Here is a 17,607-nt window from a genome sequence, read left to right as displayed (position 1 = left end):
GTTGCCCGCCGTTGTGCAGGCCGCGCGCAGCCGGATCATGTCTGGCAGCGCGGACAATACACACTGGCACGCTGGCCCAGCTTGACCTCGCGCAGGGTGGTACCGCAGACCTTGCACAGCTGCCCACCCCGGCCATAGGCGAACAATTCCTGCTGAAAGTAGCCCGGCTGGCCATCTCCGCCGATGAAGTCGCGCAACGTGGTACCACCGCGCTCGATCGCGTAGGCCAGGATGCGCTTGATCTCGATCGCCAGGCGCAGGTAGCGGCCGCGCGATATGCCCCCCGCCGCGCGGCGCGGGTCGATACCGGCGGCGAACAGCGCTTCGGTCGCGTAGATATTACCCACCCCGACCACCACCGCGTTGTCCATGATGAACGGCTTGACCGCCATGCTGCGGCCACGCGACAGCTGAAACAGCCGTTCGCCGTCGAACAGCTCGGTCAACGGTTCGGGCCCCAGCCCCTGAAGCAATGTGTGATTGAGCGCATCCAGGCTCCAGAGCATGGCGCCGAAACGCCGCGGATCGGTATAGCGCAAGGCCATGCCCGATTCCAGCTCGATGTCGACATGCTCGTGCTTGAGCGGCGGCAGACCGGCTTCGACCAGGCGCAGGTTGCCCGACATGCCCAGGTGGCTGATCAAGGTGCCGACTTCGGCGTTGATCAACAGGTACTTGGCCCGCCGCTCGACGGTCACGATCCGCTGCCCGGACAGCCGCGCATCCAGGTCTTCGGGTATCGGCCAGCGCAGGCGCCGGTCGCGGACGATCACGCGGCTCACGCGCTGCCCTTCCAGATGCGGAGCAATACCCCGGCGAGTGGTTTCTACTTCGGGTAATTCAGGCATGGGGCCCCTGATGCGAAACGCGGATCGATAGGCAATCGTGCCCCAGGCTCGACGCCTCGGACACCCCGGGAATTCTAACCGTTAAGGCTCGCAGCGCCCACCGTGCGCACCGGGTCATTTGTCGAATGAGCCCTCGGCGGCTGGGGCGACGGGTTATACTCCCGCTCTTTTTTCCGGAGCGACTTCATGTCCCTGCCCAGCCTTCGCCTCAAAGCCAACGCCGACCGCCGCCTGCGCGCCGGCCACCTGTGGGTCTACAGCAACGAGATCGACGTGGCCGCCACTCCGCTGAACGGATTCCAGGCGGGCGATCAGGCCATTCTCGAAGCGGCGGGTGGCAAGCCCCTGGGCGTGGTCGCAATGAGTCCGAACAACCTGATCTGCGCTCGCTTGCTGTCGCGCGACGTCAAGCTGAGCCTGGACAAGTCGCTGCTGGTGCACCGCCTCAACGTGTGTTTGTCGTTGCGCGAGCGCCTGTTCGACAAGCCGTTCTATCGCCTGGTATTCGGCGATTCCGACCTGCTGCCGGGCCTCGTGGTGGATCGCTTCGGCGACATCCTGGTGGTGCAGCTGGCTTCGGCCACCATGGAACGCTACAAGGCCGATGTCATGGCCGCATTGATCCAGGTGATCAAACCCAGCGGCATTCTGTTCAAGAACGACTCGGCCGCCCGCGATGCCGAAGGCCTGGAACGCTACGTGGAGAGCGCCTTTGGTGTGGTGCCGGAGTGGGTCGCCCTGGAAGAGAACGGCGTGAAGTTCGAAGCGCCGGTGATGGAAGGCCAGAAGACCGGCTGGTTCTACGACCACCGCATGAACCGCGCGCGCCTGGCGCCGTACGTCAAGGGCAAGCGCGTGCTCGACCTGTTCAGCTACATCGGCGGCTGGGGCGTGCAGGCCGGTGCCTTCGGCGCCAGCGAAGTATTCTGCGTCGACGCTTCGGGCTTCGCCCTCGATGGCGTCGAGCGCAATGCCGCGCTCAACGGCTTCGCCGAAAAAGTCACCTGCGTGGAAGGCGACGTGTTCGAAGCCTTGAAAGAGCTGAAGGCCGCCGAAGAACGCTTCGACGTGATCGTGGCTGACCCGCCCGCGTTCATCAAGCGCAAGAAAGACCTGAAGAACGGCGAAGGCGCCTACCGCCGTCTCAACGAGCAAGCCATGCGTCTGCTCAGCAAGGACGGCATCCTGGTCAGCGCGTCGTGCTCCATGCACCTGCCCGAAGACGACCTGCAGAACATCCTGCTGACCAGCGCCCGCCATCTGGATCGCAACATCCAGCTGCTGGAACGCGGCGGCCAGGGCCCGGACCATCCGGTGCATCCAGCGATTCCGGAAACGCGGTACATCAAGAGCATTACGTGCCGGTTGTTGCCTAATAGCTGATGCAGCGGGGTTTTTGACGCGGCTTGCGCCGCTGCTACAGAGAATTGTGTCGACCGTGGGAGCGGTCATCGGCCGCGAAAAGGACGACGCGCACAGGCTGACGTACCGCGGCGCCTGGTTCGCGGCCACGGACCGCTCCTACGGAGAATCAAGAGGGCCTGGCCGCGTCAGGCCTTACTGCCGATTACTTGCCCTGCCCCACGTTCCATCCTTCCCCCATGGGTGTAGAATCGCCCTACTCATCGCCAATCATCCCCCGGCGGGTTTATGAGCTCGGCCGAACGCGTGGCGATCCCGCAGCGTTACCGGCCTCATCCGCAAGCACGGCAACACACCGCCCGAGCGTGCCGCGGACCAGGAAAAGCTCAATCCCTCATTGCAACCCGATTAGCCGCCCGGAGTCGTTCCATGCCTGACTATCGCTCGAAAACGTCCACCCACGGTCGCAACATGGCCGGTGCCCGCGCGCTGTGGCGTGCCACTGGCATGAAGGACGACGATTTCAAGAAACCGATCATTGCCATTGCCAACTCGTTCACCCAGTTCGTGCCGGGGCATGTGCACCTCAAGGATCTCGGTCAGCTGGTTGCACGCGAAATCGAGCGCGCCGGCGGCGTGGCCAAGGAATTCAACACGATTGCCGTGGACGACGGCATTGCCATGGGCCACGACGGGATGCTGTATTCCCTGCCCAGCCGCGAGATCATCGCCGACTCGGTCGAGTACATGGTCAACGCCCACTGCGCCGATGCCATCGTGTGCATCTCCAACTGCGACAAGATCACTCCTGGCATGCTGATGGCCGCCTTGCGCCTGAACATTCCGGTGATCTTCGTTTCCGGCGGGCCGATGGAAGCCGGCAAGACCAAGCTGGCCAGCCACGGCCTGGACCTGGTCGACGCCATGGTGATTGCCGCCGACGATACCGCTTCGGATGAAAAGGTCGCCGAATACGAGCGCAGCGCCTGCCCGACCTGCGGTTCGTGTTCAGGCATGTTCACCGCCAACTCGATGAACTGCCTGACCGAAGCCCTCGGCCTGGCCCTGCCGGGCAACGGTTCCACCCTGGCGACCCACAGTGACCGCGAGCAGCTGTTCCTGCAGGCGGGCCGCACCATCGTCGAGCTGTGCAAGCGCTACTACGGCGAGGACGACGCGTCGGTCCTGCCGCGCAATATCGCCAACTTCAAGGCATTCGAAAACGCCATGATGCTGGACATCGCCATGGGTGGTTCGACCAACACCATCCTGCACCTGCTGGCCGCTGCCCAGGAAGCCGAGATCGAATTCGACCTGCGCGACATTGATCGCCTGTCGCGTACCGTGCCGCAGCTGTGCAAGGTCGCGCCGAACATCCAGAAATACCATATGGAAGACGTGCACCGCGCTGGCGGCATCTTCAGCATCCTCGGCTCGCTGGCCCGTGGCGGCCTGCTGCACACCGACCTGCCGACCGTGCACAGCCGCAGCATGGCCGAAGGCATCGCCAAGTGGGACATCACCCAGACCACCGATGAAGCGGTGCACCACTTCTTCAAGGCCGGCCCCGGTGGCATCCCGACGCAAACCGCCTTCAGCCAGTCGACCCGCTGGGACACCCTGGACGACGACCGCGAAAACGGCTGCATCCGCAGCTTCGAACACGCCTACTCCCAGGAAGGTGGCCTGGCCGTGCTCTACGGCAACATCGCAATGGATGGCTGCGTGGTGAAGACCGCCGGCGTGGATGAGTCCATTCATGTGTTCGAGGGCAACGCCAAGATCTTCGAAAGCCAGGACAGCGCGGTGCGGGGCATCCTCGCCGACGAAGTGCAGGCCGGTGACATCGTGATCATCCGTTACGAAGGCCCCAAGGGTGGGCCGGGCATGCAGGAGATGCTGTACCCGACGTCGTACCTCAAGTCCAAGGGCCTGGGCAAAGCCTGCGCGCTGCTCACCGACGGACGCTTCTCGGGCGGCACGTCCGGTCTGTCGATCGGCCACGCCTCGCCTGAGGCGGCGGCGGGTGGTGCCATTGGCCTGGTGCAGGACGGCGACAAGGTGCTGATCGACATTCCCAACCGCTCGATCAACCTGCTGGTGGACGATGCCGAACTGGCTGCCCGTCGTGCCGAGCAGGACAAGAAAGGCTGGAAGCCGGTCGAGGTGCGTCCACGTAAGGTGACCACTGCACTCAAGGCCTATGCCCTGCTGGCCACCAGCGCCGACAAGGGTGCGGTACGCAACAAGGCGATGCTCGACGGGCTCTAAGACGCTCTCTGGCAGCCCGACCGTATGGGCCGGTCTTCACGCAGCCTCAAGTGAAGACCGGCCTTGTGCTGTCGGGGCTCAAGCGCTTATTCCAAAAACGCCTAACGATCTTCCATTCCGATATTAATTACCTTTCGATTCAGGGTGTTAGCATTCGCGATTGACCAGCGTCCGTAGAGCCGCGGTCGTCAATTTCGGAGCTGACATGAACCTGCCCCTGCTGTTGAACCTGCTGATCTTCGCGGCCTTGCTGCTGGGTCTGGCACAAACGCGTCGCACCGACTGGAGCCTGGCCAAGAAGGTCTTGCTGGGCCTTGCCTTGGGCGTTCTGTTCGGTATCGGCCTGCACACCGTCTACGGTGCCGGCCACCCTGTGCTCAAAAGCACCATCAGTTGGCTGGAACTGGTCGGCAACGGTTATGTGCAGTTGCTGCAGATGATCGTCATGCCGCTGATCTTTGCATCCATCCTCAGCGCAGTGGCGCGTCTGCATAACGCCTCTTCGCTGGGCAAGATCAGCTTCCTGACCATTGGCACGCTGCTGTTCACCACCGCAATCGCCGCGCTGATCGGTATCGGCCTGACCAACCTGTTCGGCCTGACCGCCGAAGGCCTGGTGGCCGGGACCCAGGAAACGGCACGTCTGGCGACGATCCAGAGCGACTACGCGGGCAAGGTCGCCGATCTCAATGTGCCGCAACTGCTGCTCTCGTTCATTCCACAGAACCCCTTCGCCGACCTGGCACGGGCCAAACCCACGTCGATCATCAGCGTAGTGATCTTTGCCGCGTTCCTGGGCATGGCGGCCTTGCAGCTGTTCAAGGACGATGCCGACAAAGGCGCGAAAGTGCTGGGTGCGATCGACGTGCTGCAGGCCTGGGTCATGCGGCTGGTGCGGCTGGTGATGAAGCTGACGCCCTACGGTGTGCTGGCCCTGATGGCCAAGGTGGTCGCCAGTTCCAACGTGCAGGACATCGTCAAGCTGGGCAGCTTCGTGGTGGTGTCGTACATCGGCCTGGCATTGATGTTCGCGGTGCATGGGCTGCTGTTGAGCCTTGCCGGGGTCAACCCGCTGCGGTTCTTCCGCAAGGTCTGGCCGGTGCTGACCTTCGCCTTCACCAGCCGTTCGAGCGCAGCGACCATTCCATTGAGCATTGAGGCGCAGACTCGTCGCTTGGGCGTACCTCAAGCGATCGCCAGCTTCGCCGCCTCCTTTGGCGCGACGATCGGCCAGAATGGCTGCGCTGGCCTGTATCCAGCCATGCTGGCGGTGATGGTCGCGCCCACGGTTGGGATCAATCCACTGGATCCGCTGTGGATCGCCACGTTGGTGGGCATCGTCACCCTGAGTTCGGCCGGCGTGGCCGGGGTGGGCGGCGGCGCGACCTTCGCTGCATTGATCGTACTGCCAGCCATGGGCTTGCCGGTCACCCTGGTGGCGCTGCTGATTTCGGTCGAACCGTTGATCGACATGGGCCGCACCGCACTGAACGTGAGCGGGTCGATGGCGGCGGGCACCATTACCAGCCAAGTGATGGGTCAGACCGACCAGGCTCTGCTGGCAGCCGATGAGCACAAGGAACTGGCTTCGGCGTAACCGGTGCTGCCTGTTCGTGGACGCCCTCTGGAACAGGCGGCGCGAACAGGCCGCCCGATCAGCTGCGCTCCCATACCTCGAACGCGTAGGCCGGCTTGTCGTCGACCGCTTGATTAGGCACGCTCGACACCCTCTGCCATTGGTTCTCGTCGAATTCGGGAAACCAGGCGTCCCCTTCCGGTTGCAAGGCTATCCGCGTCAGGTACAGGCGATCCGCCTGAGCAAGGCCCAGCGCGTACAGCTGCGCGCCACCGATGAGCATCACTTCCTCTGCGCCCTGTTCGCGAGCCCAGGCTTCGGCACGCTCGATGGCCGCCTCCAGAGAAATGAACACTTCGGCACCCGGCAGTTGCAGGTCCGGCTGTCGGCTGACCACCAGGTTCAGGCGCCCCGGCAGGGGGCGGCCCAGCGAGTCCCAGGTCTTGCGACCCATGATGATCGGCTTGCCCAGGGTGGTTGCCTTGAAATACTTGAAATCCCCCGGCAGGTGCCAGGGCATGCTGTTGTCGATGCCGATCACGCGGTTTTCGGCGAGCGCCGCGATCAGGCTTAAAGGGAGAGATGTCTTCATGGCCGGCAGAATAGCAGAGCCTCCTTGGGTTATGCTCACGACGAATCGGCCGCCTGGAAAAACGCGTGAGCGCACCCACTGCATTGCATCGACTCTGGCTCAGTGAAGCCATCCGCCTGCGCGAAGAGCAGGCAGGCCCTTTGGAAGACCTGGAAGCCAACCGCCGGGCACGCCAGCAAGGCGGCGACCTGGCCGCGCGCATCGAGCATCGCGCTTTGCTGCTGGCCGAACGCGATGGCCAGCGCCAGGCCCTGGGCCATTGGTTACAGGGGGCGCGACTGGCGATGCTGCTGCTGGGCGTACTGGCCTTGTTCAGCGGCGCAGGCCTGGCATTCGCGGCGCTGGGCGATGGCCTGCAGCTCGTCAATGTGTTCTGGGCGCTGGGCAGCCTGTTGGGGCTCAACCTCATTCTGCTGCTGAGCTGGCTGCTGGGGCTGGTCGCGTCTGGTGGGCACGGTGCGGTGCTGGGCCGTCTGTGGTTATGGCTCAGCCAGAAACTGGCGCGTGATGCACAAGCGGTGCATCTGGCGCCGGCGCTGGTACTGCTGCTGCAGCGGCGACGACTCAACCGCTGGGCCCTGGGTATGCTGGTGCATGGGCTGTGGCTACTGGCCTTGCTCAGCGCACTGGCCGTGCTGCTGCTGCTGCTGGCGACCCGGCGCTATGGTTTCGTCTGGGAGACCACCATTCTGGGCGCGGACACCTTCATCGACCTGACTCAGCTGTTGGGCGCCGTGCCCGCGCTGCTGGGTTTCAGTGTGCCGGACATCGACATGATCCGCGCCAGTGGCGATCAGGCGACCAACATCGAAGGCGCACGCCAGGCCTGGGCCGGTTGGCTGGTCGGTGTGCTGCTGGTGTTCGGTATCGGCCCGCGCCTGGTGCTGGCCGCGTTCTGCCAATGGCGTTGGCGCCGAGGCCGCGCGGGCTTGACCCTGGATACCAGCCTGCCCGGCTACAGCCAGCTGCGCGAACGGCTGATGCCCAGCAGCGAACGCTTGGGCGTGCGCGATGAGGCGCCAGACGCGTTGCCGCATGTCACCACTCAAGCAGCCAGCGAGTCGAGCAGCGGGGCTGTGTTGGTAGCACTGGAACTCGACGGCCAGCATCCGTGGCCGCCTGCCCTGGCGCCCGGCATTCAGGATGCCGGCGTGCTCGACAGCCGCGAGTCGCGCCAGCGGCTGCTGGAACAGATGACCCGCTTCCCGCCTGCGCGGCTGGTGATCGCCTGCGATCCGCGGCGCTCGCCGGATCGCGGCAGCCTCGGCCTGATTGCCGAACTGGCCCGGTGCGCCAGCGTTACCCGAGTGTGGTTGTTACCCGCGCCACCCGGCCAGGTTCTCGACCCACAACGCCGTGGAGATTGGCAGGCGGGGCTGGATGCACTGGGCCTGCCGGCCGATGAATCGACCCCGTTGAGCTGGCTGGAGACAGGCCATGAGTAAACCCCTGACCCTGGCCGTGGTCGGCCATACCAACGTCGGCAAGACCTCCCTTCTGCGTACGCTTACCCGCGACGTGGGTTTTGGCGAAGTGTCGCACCGGCCCAGCACCACACGACATGTGGAAGGCGCACGTCTTTCAGTGGATGGCGATGCCTTGTTGGAGCTCTACGACACCCCTGGGTTGGAAGATGCCATTGCCCTGCTGGAATTCGTGGAGCGTCTGGATCGCCCCGGCGAGCGTCTCGACGGTCCGGCGCGGGTCGAGCGGTTTCTGCAGGGCAGCGAAGCCCGTCAACGCTTCGAGCAGGAGGCCAAGGTGCTGCGCCAGTTATTGGCTTCCGATGCAGGCCTGTACGTGATCGACGCACGCGAGCCGGTGCTGGCCAAGTACCGGGATGAGTTGGAAGTGCTGGCCAGCTGCGGGAAACCGCTACTGCCAGTGCTCAATTTCGTCAGCAGCAGCCTGCAGCGCGAGGGGGATTGGCGCGAGGCCCTGGCTCGCCTTGGTTTGCATGCCTTGGTGCGCTTCGACAGCGTGGCGCCGCCCGAAGACGGTGAACGGCGTCTTTATGAAAGCCTGGCCTTGCTGCTGGAACATTCCCGTCCGGCCCTGCAGCGGCTGATCGACGATCAGCAGGCGCAACGACTGGTGCGCCAGGGCAGCGCGCGACGGTTGATTGCCGAACTGCTGATCGACTGCGCGGCCTGTCGTCGCAGCGTTACCAGTGATGCAGCGGCGGGCGCCATCGAAGACCTCCGCAAAGCGGTGCGCACACGCGAGCAGCGCTGCGTGGAAGCCTTGCTCAAACTGTATGCCTTCCGCAGCCAGGATGCCTCGGCGGGCGACCTACCGCTGTCGGATGGGCGCTGGGGAGACGATCTGTTCAACCCCGATACGCTCAAGCAGCTGGGGGTGAAGGTCGGCGGCGGCATTGCGGCCGGCGCAGCGGCTGGCGCTGGCGTCGACCTGCTGGTGGGCGGTTTGACCCTGGGCATGGCGGCCATCGCTGGGGCCATTGCCGGCGGCGCGCTGCAAACCGCACGGGGCTATGGCGCACGCTTGTTGGGCAAGTTCAAGGGCGAGCGCGAACTGACCGTGGACGACAACGTGCTGCGGCTGCTGGCGTTGCGCCAGAAGCAGCTGGTGAAAGCCCTCGAAGCCCGTGGCCATGCCGCCATGGGCACCATCGAAGTGGCGGCGCCACAAGAGCAGACCTGGCGCGAAGGCAAGCTGCCAGACGCCCTGAACAAGGCTCGCGCCTATCCGCAATGGTCCTCGCTCAACGGCCACAAGCACCTGACCCAGCGCGAGCGCGAAGAGCAGATCGAAGCGCTGGCCCAGCAGCTCTGACGCCGCGGTTACTTGCGCAGCAACCGCAGCCCATTGAACACTACCAGCAGACTCACACCCATGTCGGCAAACACCGCCATCCACAGCGTTGCCATACCGGCCACGGTCATCAGCAGAAACACTGCCTTGATCGCCAGCGCCAGCACGATGTTCTGCAACAACACCGAACGGGTCTGCTTCGACAGTCGGATGAATGCCGGAATCTTGCGCAGATCATCGTCCATCAATGCGACATCGGCGGTTTCGATCGCGGTATCGGTGCCCGCTGCCGCCATGGCGAAACCGATCTCGGCCCGCGCCAGCGCCGGCGCATCGTTGATGCCGTCACCGACCATGCCAACCCGATGTCCTTGGGCGTACAGCTGTTCCACGGCCTTGAGCTTGTCGGCAGGCAACAGATCGCCAATGGCCTGATCGATACCTACTTGGGCGGCAATCGCCTTGGCAGTGTGCGGGTTGTCCCCGGTCAGCATCACCGTCTTGATGCCCAGGGCATGCAACTGGGCTATGGCCTCGCGACTGGTCTGCTTGACGGTATCGGCCACCGCGAACAGCGCCACCGGACCCTGCGGCCCGAGCAACACCACCACCGACTTGCCTTCACGCTCCAGTCGATCAAGACGCTCCTCCAACACCGGCGAGCACTGATCCAGCTCTTCCACCAGCCGGTGATTGCCCAAGTGATAGGTCTGCCCGTCCACCTGGCCCTTGATGCCGCGCCCGACCAATGCCTGGAAATCATCCAGGATCACGGTCGTATCTGTCCCATTGTGATCACCGGCAATCGCCCGTGACACCGGATGGTCCGAGCGCGCCGCCAAGGCCTGGGCTATCGCCTGCGCGCGGCCTTCGAAGGCCTGATCGAGCAGCGCATAGTCGGTCTGCACCGGCTTGCCGTGGGTCAGCGTGCCGGTCTTGTCCAGCGCCAGATAATCCAGCTTGTGGCCACCTTCCAGGTACACGCCACCCTTGACCAGGATGCCTTTGCGCGCAGCCGCAGCCAGCGCACTGACGATGGTAACCGGGGTAGAAATGACCAGCGCACAGGGACAGGCGACCACCAGCAGTACCAGCGCGCGGTAGATCCAGTCGAACCAGGCGCCAAGGCCCACCAGCGGCGGTACTACCGCGATCAGCAAAGCCAGGGCAAACACCACCGGCGTATAGATTCGTGAAAAGTTATCCACAAAGCGCTGGGTAGGCGCCCGCGCACCCTGCGCCTGCTCGACCGCATGGATGATCCGCGCCAATGTTGACTGGCCAGCAGCGGCAGTGACCTGGAACTCCAGCGAACCCGCTTGGTTGATGGTGCCGGCGAACACCTTGTCACCAACACCCTTCTCCACCGGCAAGCTCTCACCGGTAATAGGTGCTTGATCGATGCTGGAGTGACCAGAGGTCACTTCACCATCCAGGCCAATACGCTCACCCGGACGTACACGCACGATGGCCTGCAGTGCGACCGCTTTCACGTCCTGCTCAAGCCACTGGCCGTCCGCCTGACGGACCGTCGCCGTGTCCGGCGTAAGCCGCATCAGACCACCAATCGCATTGCGCGCGCGATCCAGGGACTTGGCTTCGATCAGCTCGGCCACGGTGAACAGGAACATCACCATCGCCGCTTCCGGCCACTGGCCGATCAACACTGCACCGGTCACCGCGATGCTCATCAACGCATTGATGTTGAGGTTGCCGTTCTTCAGAGCGATCCAGCCCTTGCTGTAGGTGGTCAGACCGCAACTGGCAATCGACACCAATGCCAGCAATGCCACGACCCAAGTCGGCGCCGCCTGGGTGAAATGGACCACTTCGGCCGCGACCGCCGTCACGCCCGACAGCGCCAGCGGCCACCAGGGCTTGCGTGGCGCCGGCAGCGCATTGGCGGTGGGCTCGTCCCCGCTGATGGGTTCGGCGTGCATGCCCAGCGATTTGATGGCGCTCTCGATCGCCTGGGTATCGGGCAGCGAATGGCGCACGCCGAGCACCCGATTGATCAGGTTGAAATCCAGCTGTTGCACGCCGGCCAGCTTGGCCAGCTTGTTCTGGATCAGCGTCTGCTCGGTCGGACAGTCCATGGCTTCGATGCGGAACTGACTCAGCCGAGCATCCTGGCTGTCGCCGGGCGCGAGCTGGACGGTCGAGGGCGCCGTTGCCTTGCCTGCGCAGCAATGACTGGCTGGCGCAGGGCTGTGCTCGTGCTCGTGCTCGTGCTCGTGCTCGTGCTCGTGCTTATGATCGTGGGCATGGCCGGAGGTGGGGTGGCTCATTGGTCGCAATTCCCTGAAGTGCAGGTTGCCAAGTGAACACCCTGTAGCCACTATAGGGTCAAGCATCTTTTCGGACGGTACGCGCATGAAAATCGGAGAACTGGCGAAAATCACCGACTGTCAGGTCGAAACCATCCGCTACTACGAACGCGAAAAGCTATTGCCCCTGCCGGCCCGCAGCGATGGCAACTACCGCCTCTACACTCAGGCTCATGTCGAGCGGCTCACCTTCATTCGCAATTGCCGCATCCTGGACATGACCTTGGATGAAATCCGCGACCTGCTGACCCTGCGCGACAGCCCCCAGGACCAATGCCAGAGCGTCAACGACCTGATCGACGAGCACATTCATCATGTCAAGGCACGCATAGATGGTTTGGTAGCCTTGCAGGACCAACTCGTTGCCCTGCGCCAGAAATGCCATGGCGGCACTGCCGAAGAACACTGCGCAATCCTTCAGCGCCTGGAAATCAGCGGCGCCGTCACCGTTCCCGATGCCGAACACTCCCATGTAGGCCGCAGCCACGGGCATTGAACGACTGAACACAGCCTGTGGGAGCGGGCTTTGCCCGCGAAAAGAGCACTGCGTTTCGTCAGGCATACCGCGGCGCGGCCTTCGCGGGCAGAGCCCGCTCCCACAAGAGATTACAAAACCTCGTAAGAGCGGTCTGCGGCCGCGAAGCAAACGGCGCGGCTCATCGGATACACGCCCCCATTCGAATATTGTAAGGAGTGTGAATAGTATATGGCTCATTAAATTTGACATGAACCATATACAGCTCATACTCAATCCATGCTAACCACACTTCTGCAACAGATCCGCAACCGCCGCCAACAACTGGGCCTTCAGATCCAGGACATGCCCTTGCGCACAGGCCTCACCCGCCAGCAATACGGAAAAATCGAGAAAGACGGCAACCCGCGGCTCAACACCCTCGACCTGATTGCCGAAGGTCTGGACGCCAGCATGGTCCTGGTACCCAAGGATCAACTCAAGCTGATCGAAAAGATCCTGGCAGGCGCACCGGTGTACTTCGAGGACGATCGCCCTGTGGATAACTATCCGGAAAATCCTTGGGACGATCTGCCATGAGTATCGAGACCGTAGCGGCCTTGAAGCTGACGCTGCATTCGCAACTAGTCGGTTATGTCACCGGCCATTCGAATGGCAAGAATGTACTTACCTTGGCGCCGGATTACATCGATGATCCACACCGCCGCACGCTGACCTTATCTCACCTCAATCCGGGCATATTCAGGCGTCAACTGGCAAACAAACACCCCTACATCACCCATCACCGGCTGCACCCGGTGTTGAGCAATCTACTTCCGGAAGGCGCGCTGCGTGGCCTGGTTGCACAAGCCATGAAAGTGCATCCAGACAGTGAATTTCCCTTGTTGAGCTGGCTTGGTCAGGACTTACCGGGTGCATTGGTCGCCACTCCCGTGTCTGCCGAACACATACCAGCCTGTGCGCTGGGCAACCACGGCAAGATCACTCCAGTATCCATCGACACGCCCGCCCATCGCTCGCATTTCTCGCTGGCCGGCGTACAGATGAAATTCTCCATGCACGACCGGGATGGTCGTTACATAACCGCCGATCCTACGGCGCCGGGAGACTGGATCATCAAGACGCCTTCCACCGTTCATCCATTCGTGCCGCTCAACGAATACACCTGCATGAAACTGGCACAACTGGCAGGCGTCGACATTCCTGAAATACGCCTGGTCGGCATGGACATGATCGACAGCCTGCCCGGAATCAACCTACCCGACGAGCAATGGGCGTATGGCATGCGTCGTTATGATCGACTTGCTGGAGGTCAGCGCGTTCATTCAGAAGACTTCGCCCAGGTGCTTTACGCCTACGCACACGATAAATACCATGGCGGTCGTTATGAACAGATCGCCAAATTGCTCTACACCCAGACCCGCCATGGCCAACGGGATGTCACGCAAATGGCTGTGCGTTTGCTGGTCAATGTGCTGCTGGCCAACGGCGACGCCCACCTGAAGAACTGGAGCCTGATCTATCCAGATGCGTTGAACGCAGAACTGTCCCCGGCTTACGACATCGTCGCGACCAAGGTGTTTATTCCCGGCGAGAGCCAGTACGCGCTGAACATGGCCGATACGAAAGCCTGGTATGACGTCTCTCTCGAACACTTCAGACGTTGGGCCGAGACCTCTGGAATACCTTGGCGACCCGTGCTCGCTCATCTACGACAAACGCTGGACGCGGCACGAACGCTTTGGCCTGAAGCACTAGCCGCCAGCGTTATGAGGCCGGACCAGCAAGCGATCCTGCGCCAGCATTGGCAACAGCTGCATGCGGATTTTCAGATCTCTTAACTGAATCAGCGAGCAAGGTTTTGAAACAATGCTGGTTTCGCTATTGCAAAGCCTGCCTATAGGTTCGTTGCACATGTCCAACAAAAAGAACCCGTTATGAATCGCACTGCAACCCCCTTTCAAATATCCGATCTGCACGCTGAACCTGGTTTTCTTCCAGTCGTGGGCGAGCGGCTGTGGCAAGCCTGGTGGAAGGAAGACGGCTATACCCTGGAGGATGTGCTGACGCTTCTGGATAACAGTCTGCATTCCGAGCCCATTCCCACCACTTTGGTCGCTCATGCAGGCGAGCGGTTCGTGGGCACGGTATCGCTGATCCTCTCGGACATGGATGAACGAACGCAGTACTCACCTTGGCTGGCGGCGCTGTGGGTAGAGGCCGAAAGCCGCAACCAGGGCGTTGGCGCGGCGTTGCTTGCAGCCGGCATGCAGCGAGCGAAGGCGGCGGGTGTCGAACGGGTGTATCTGTGCGCCGTCGAAGAAAAGTCGGCGTACTACCGGCGGCTTGGCTGGGAGCAGATCGAGACTGACGTTGGGGGGATGAATATCTTCACAAGGGCACTAAGGTAGTCGAATCGCGGTGTCTGTTTCGCGGCCGATGACCGCTCCCACAGGAGATCACACAATTCCGTGGGAGCGGTCCGTGGCCGCGAAAAGGACGCTGCGTTTCGTCAGGCATACCACGCCAAGACTTTCGCGGCCGATGACCGCTCCTACAGGGGATCACACAACCCCGTGGGAGCGGTCTGTGGCCGCGAAAAGGACGCCGCGGTGTGTCAGACACACCACAGCGAGGCTTTCGCGGCCGATGACCGCTCCCACGGGGTATCCCACATTGGTTTGTCCCCTCATCAGGGGATGATCACACTGCCATCGGTGCGGTCAGCGGGGCGTGGTGTTCGTAGCCTTCGAGGGAGAAATCGCTGGGTTCGATCAGCTCCAGCCACTCGGGTTGGTACACCCCGGTCTTGGCGAACTCGGGCACGCGGTCGGAAATCACCAGCTTGGGCGCTGGCAGTGGCTCGCGTTTCATCTGCTCGTTGAGCATGTCCAGATGGTTCTCGTACACATGGGCGTCGCCGATGAAGTAGGTGAACCAGCGTGGCGTGTAGCCCGTCAGGCGACCAACCAGGGACAGCAGCGCGGCGCCTTCGGTGAGGTTGAACGGCGTGCCCAGGCCCAGGTCGTTGGAGCGGATGTACAACGTCAGCGAGATCTCGCGGGTTTCCGGGTTGGGGTGGAACTGGTACAGCAAATGGCATGGCGGCAGCGCCATTTCATCGAGCTGGGCGCAGTTCCAGCCGTGGAACAGGATCCGCCGGCTGCCAGGGTCCTTGATGATGGTGTCGACGCACTGGCGAATCTGGTCGATGGCCTTGTACAGCACCACGAAGCTTTCGCCGTTTTCCTCGGCCTGGGCAATCTGCCGATAGCCCTGGCTGGTGGCCACCTCGATTGCCGCCGGGTTGCTCAGGGCGATGCGCTTGTAGGCCGGCCACTGGCGCCACTGCACACCATAGATCTCGCCCAGATCGTCTTCGCCCTGGCGGAACGGATTGGCCAGCCATTGGGCATTCTCGTTGGCATTCTGGTCCCAGACCTTGCAGCCCAGGGCGCGGAATTCCGCGGCATTGTTGACCCCGCGCAGAAAACCGACCATTTCGCCGATGGCCGACTTGAACGCCAGCCGCCGGGTAGTGATCGCCGGAAAGCCTTCCTGCAGGTCGAACCGCAGCATGGCACCCGGGAAACTGATGGTGCGCACGCCGGTGCGGTTGCTTTGCAAGGTGCCGTTCTTGATGACGTGGGCGACCAGTTCCAGATATTGCTTCATGACTTACCTGCATCGTTCAGGGCGCAACCGCAGTCACGCCCAGGCAAAAAGAATCAAACGGCCGGACGCGGAGCCGCCGGCGTGCGGTGGTAGGCCCACCAGATCAACCCCAGGCCGCCCAGGATCATCGGCAGACACAGCACTTGTCCCATGGTCAGCCAGCCCCATGCCAGGTAGCCCAGCTGCGCATCGGGCACACGGACGAATTCGACGATGAAACGGAAGATTCCGTAGAACAGCGCGAACATGCCGGATACCGCCATGGTCGGCCGCGGTTTGCGCGAGAACAACCAGAGGATGATGAACAGCGCGACGCCTTCCAGGGCGAACTGGTAAAGCTGCGAGGGGTGACGGGGCAGCTGTGCCGGATCGCTGAAGGGCGGGAAGATCATGGCCCATGGCACGTCGGTAGCCTTGCCCCACAGCTCGGCGTTGATGAAGTTGCCGATACGCCCGGCGCCCAGCCCGATCGGCACCAACGGGGCGATGAAATCCATCAGTTGGAAAAACGACTTGTCGTTCTTCTTGCCGAACCACCACGCGGCCAGCATCACGCCCAACAGCCCGCCATGGAACGACATGCCGCCCTTCCACACCTCGAATATCAAAGTCGGGTTGGCGATGTATTGCTCCAGATCGTAGAACAGCACGTAGCCGAGGCGGCCGCCGAGGATCACCCCCATTGCGCACCAGAACACCAGGTCCGAGAGCTTTTCCTTGGTCCAGGTCGGGTCGAAACCGTTGAGCCGGCGCGAGGCCAGCAACCAGGCGCCACCAATGCCCACCAGGTACATCAAGCCGTACCAGTGGATTTTCAGCGGTCCGATGGCCAGTGCCACCGGGTCGATCTGCGGGTAAGGCAGCATTGCAATTCCTCAGCTAAGCAAAAAACTCATGCCGACGCTGAACAGCAGCGCGGCGAACAGGCGTTTGAGCACGCGTGGCGATAACTTGTGCGCCAGGCGGGCACCGTATTTGGCGAAAAACATGCTGGTCACGGCGATACCCGCCAGGGCCGGCAGGTAGACGAATCCGAAACTATGCGCTGGCAGGCCCGGCTCGTGCCAGCCCAGCACCATGAAACTTGTCGCGCTGAACAGGGCGATCGGCAAGCCGACCGCCGAGGACGTCGCGACGGCCTGCTGCATCGGCACGCTGCGCCAGGTCAGGAAGGGCACGGTCAACGAGCCGCCGCCGATGCCGAATATGGCCGAAGCCCAACCGATCACCGTGCCGGCCACGCCCAGACCCAGTTTGCCGGGTACCTGGCGGGTGGCCTTGGGCTTGAAGTCCAGCGCCATCTGGATGGACACCAGCACGGCGAACACGCCGATGATTTTCTGCAGGTGCGGGCCCTGGATCAACGACGCCGTGAACGCGCCGATGCCTGCGCCCACCACGATGCCCAGGGTCATCCAGCCGACCACAGGCCACTGCACCGCTTTCATCTGGTGATGGGCACGAATGGCATTGATCGAGGTGAACACGATGGTGGCCAGCGAGGTGCCCACTGCCAGGTGCGTCAGTACCGAGGCATCGAAGCCCTGCAAGGTGAAGCTGAACACCAGCACGGGCACGATGATGATACCGCCGCCCACGCCGAACAGGCCGGCCAGTACGCCAGCGCAGGCACCGAGCAGTAGATACAGCGCGAATTCCATGGTTGCCCCCGTAAACAGTTCGGCATGGTACCGGAACCGGTGCCC

The 17,607-nt window shown here is 62.8% G+C and carries 15 protein-coding genes; 9 read left to right on the top strand and 6 right to left on the bottom strand.

What is annotated here, in order from left to right; translation table 11 throughout:
- Positions 1-35 precede the first annotated feature (35 nt).
- A complete protein-coding gene (gene mutM / locus IFT98_RS08130) occupies positions 36-848 on the bottom strand; it encodes a bifunctional DNA-formamidopyrimidine glycosylase/DNA-(apurinic or apyrimidinic site) lyase (protein WP_192048013.1) in 813 nt (270 codons plus the stop codon).
- A gap of 186 nt (positions 849-1,034) precedes the next feature.
- Between mutM and IFT98_RS08125 the strand changes: the two genes are divergently transcribed.
- The 3 genes from IFT98_RS08125 (at position 1,035) to IFT98_RS08115 (ending at position 6,078) form a co-directional block, all read left to right on the top strand.
- Complete coding sequence (locus tag IFT98_RS08125; protein ID WP_122480530.1) at positions 1,035-2,231, top strand: class I SAM-dependent rRNA methyltransferase; 1,197 nt, start codon at positions 1,035-1,037, stop codon at positions 2,229-2,231.
- 408 nt (positions 2,232-2,639) lie between these two features.
- Entirely contained in the window at positions 2,640-4,481 is a 1,842-nt protein-coding gene (gene ilvD, locus IFT98_RS08120; protein ID WP_122795915.1) for a dihydroxy-acid dehydratase, read from the top strand.
- A 205-nt stretch (positions 4,482-4,686) separates the two neighbouring features.
- On the top strand, positions 4,687-6,078 hold the full coding sequence (locus IFT98_RS08115; protein WP_122480535.1) for an L-cystine transporter: 1,392 nt from the start codon (positions 4,687-4,689) through the stop codon (positions 6,076-6,078).
- A gap of 58 nt (positions 6,079-6,136) precedes the next feature.
- Here IFT98_RS08115 and IFT98_RS08110 read toward each other — a convergent pair whose 3' ends face one another.
- Positions 6,137-6,649 carry a dihydrofolate reductase gene (locus IFT98_RS08110; protein ID WP_192048012.1) on the bottom strand — a complete coding sequence of 171 codons (513 nt, stop codon included), beginning with the start codon at positions 6,647-6,649 and terminating at the stop codon, positions 6,137-6,139.
- Positions 6,650-6,714: 65 nt separating this feature from the next.
- Between IFT98_RS08110 and IFT98_RS08105 the strand changes: the two genes are divergently transcribed.
- Positions 6,715-8,094, top strand: a complete 1,380-nt coding sequence (locus tag IFT98_RS08105; RefSeq protein ID WP_192048011.1) for a DUF2868 domain-containing protein — start codon at positions 6,715-6,717, stop codon at positions 8,092-8,094.
- Positions 8,087-9,445 (top strand): DUF3482 domain-containing protein, encoded by a 1,359-nt coding sequence (locus IFT98_RS08100; RefSeq protein ID WP_192048010.1) that lies wholly within the window; start codon positions 8,087-8,089, stop codon positions 9,443-9,445. Before IFT98_RS08105 ends, IFT98_RS08100 begins: the two co-directional genes overlap by 8 nt.
- An 8-nt stretch (positions 9,446-9,453) precedes the next feature.
- Here IFT98_RS08100 and IFT98_RS08095 read toward each other — a convergent pair whose 3' ends face one another.
- Positions 9,454-11,712, bottom strand: a complete 2,259-nt coding sequence (locus IFT98_RS08095) for a heavy metal translocating P-type ATPase (protein WP_192048009.1) — start codon at positions 11,710-11,712, stop codon at positions 9,454-9,456.
- Between the two features lie 85 nt (positions 11,713-11,797).
- Here IFT98_RS08095 and cadR point away from each other — a divergent pair, with 85 nt between their 5' ends.
- The 4 genes from cadR (at position 11,798) to IFT98_RS08075 (ending at position 14,637) form a co-directional block, all read left to right on the top strand.
- Positions 11,798-12,247, top strand: coding sequence for a Cd(II)/Pb(II)-responsive transcriptional regulator (gene cadR / locus IFT98_RS08090; protein WP_122795909.1), 450 nt, complete (start codon positions 11,798-11,800; stop codon positions 12,245-12,247).
- Positions 12,248-12,505: 258 nt separating this feature from the next.
- The gene (locus IFT98_RS08085; RefSeq protein WP_090355550.1) at positions 12,506-12,805 is read left to right on the top strand and encodes a helix-turn-helix domain-containing protein; all 300 of its coding nucleotides are present in this window, start codon (positions 12,506-12,508) and stop codon (positions 12,803-12,805) included.
- A complete protein-coding gene (locus tag IFT98_RS08080) occupies positions 12,802-14,067 on the top strand; it encodes a type II toxin-antitoxin system HipA family toxin (RefSeq protein ID WP_192048008.1) in 1,266 nt (421 codons plus the stop codon). The genes IFT98_RS08085 and IFT98_RS08080 overlap by 4 nt, the downstream gene beginning before the upstream one ends.
- Positions 14,068-14,163: 96 nt before the next feature.
- Positions 14,164-14,637, top strand: coding sequence for a GNAT family N-acetyltransferase (locus IFT98_RS08075; protein WP_192048007.1), 474 nt, complete (start codon positions 14,164-14,166; stop codon positions 14,635-14,637).
- A 292-nt stretch (positions 14,638-14,929) separates the two neighbouring features.
- On the opposite strand, the gene IFT98_RS08070 is transcribed toward IFT98_RS08075, so the two are convergent.
- From IFT98_RS08070 to IFT98_RS08060, 3 genes are read right to left on the bottom strand one after another with little or no spacing between them, the layout of a single operon-like run.
- Positions 14,930-15,901: a thymidylate synthase gene (locus IFT98_RS08070; protein WP_192048006.1), complete on the bottom strand. Its 972-nt coding sequence runs from the start codon at positions 15,899-15,901 to the stop codon at positions 14,930-14,932.
- Positions 15,902-15,954: 53 nt separating this feature from the next.
- A complete protein-coding gene (gene lgt, locus IFT98_RS08065; protein ID WP_192048005.1) occupies positions 15,955-16,767 on the bottom strand; it encodes a prolipoprotein diacylglyceryl transferase in 813 nt (270 codons plus the stop codon).
- Positions 16,768-16,776: 9 nt separating this feature from the next.
- Positions 16,777-17,562, bottom strand: a complete 786-nt coding sequence (locus tag IFT98_RS08060; protein ID WP_192048004.1) for a sulfite exporter TauE/SafE family protein — start codon at positions 17,560-17,562, stop codon at positions 16,777-16,779.
- Positions 17,563-17,607: the final 45 nt, after the last annotated feature.

Origin of the sequence: Pseudomonas sp. CFBP 8770, from assembly GCF_014841705.1 — a bacterium.
GTDB lineage: Bacteria > Pseudomonadota > Gammaproteobacteria > Pseudomonadales > Pseudomonadaceae > Aquipseudomonas.
The sequence above is the reverse complement of the archived record's forward strand: the minus strand, read 5'-3'. Positions and strand labels throughout refer to the sequence as shown.

What these genes read in the sequence shown, in the direction of transcription:
- mutM (WP_192048013.1), bottom strand. Translation starts at nt 848, where the DNA reads ATGCCTGAATTACCCGAAGTAGAAACCACTCGCCGGGGTATTGCTCCG.
- IFT98_RS08125 (WP_122480530.1), top strand. Translation starts at nt 1,035, where the DNA reads ATGTCCCTGCCCAGCCTTCGCCTCAAAGCCAACGCCGACCGCCGCCTG.
- ilvD (WP_122795915.1), top strand. Translation starts at nt 2,640, where the DNA reads ATGCCTGACTATCGCTCGAAAACGTCCACCCACGGTCGCAACATGGCC.
- IFT98_RS08115 (WP_122480535.1), top strand. Translation starts at nt 4,687, where the DNA reads ATGAACCTGCCCCTGCTGTTGAACCTGCTGATCTTCGCGGCCTTGCTG.
- IFT98_RS08110 (WP_192048012.1), bottom strand. Translation starts at nt 6,649, where the DNA reads ATGAAGACATCTCTCCCTTTAAGCCTGATCGCGGCGCTCGCCGAAAAC.
- IFT98_RS08100 (WP_192048010.1), top strand. Translation starts at nt 8,087, where the DNA reads ATGAGTAAACCCCTGACCCTGGCCGTGGTCGGCCATACCAACGTCGGC.
- IFT98_RS08095 (WP_192048009.1), bottom strand. Translation starts at nt 11,712, where the DNA reads ATGAGCCACCCCACCTCCGGCCATGCCCACGATCATAAGCACGAGCAC.
- cadR (WP_122795909.1), top strand. Translation starts at nt 11,798, where the DNA reads ATGAAAATCGGAGAACTGGCGAAAATCACCGACTGTCAGGTCGAAACC.
- IFT98_RS08085 (WP_090355550.1), top strand. Translation starts at nt 12,506, where the DNA reads ATGCTAACCACACTTCTGCAACAGATCCGCAACCGCCGCCAACAACTG.
- IFT98_RS08080 (WP_192048008.1), top strand. Translation starts at nt 12,802, where the DNA reads ATGAGTATCGAGACCGTAGCGGCCTTGAAGCTGACGCTGCATTCGCAA.
- IFT98_RS08075 (WP_192048007.1), top strand. Translation starts at nt 14,164, where the DNA reads ATGAATCGCACTGCAACCCCCTTTCAAATATCCGATCTGCACGCTGAA.
- IFT98_RS08070 (WP_192048006.1), bottom strand. Translation starts at nt 15,901, where the DNA reads ATGAAGCAATATCTGGAACTGGTCGCCCACGTCATCAAGAACGGCACC.
- lgt (WP_192048005.1), bottom strand. Translation starts at nt 16,767, where the DNA reads ATGCTGCCTTACCCGCAGATCGACCCGGTGGCACTGGCCATCGGACCG.
- IFT98_RS08060 (WP_192048004.1), bottom strand. Translation starts at nt 17,562, where the DNA reads ATGGAATTCGCGCTGTATCTACTGCTCGGTGCCTGCGCTGGCGTACTG.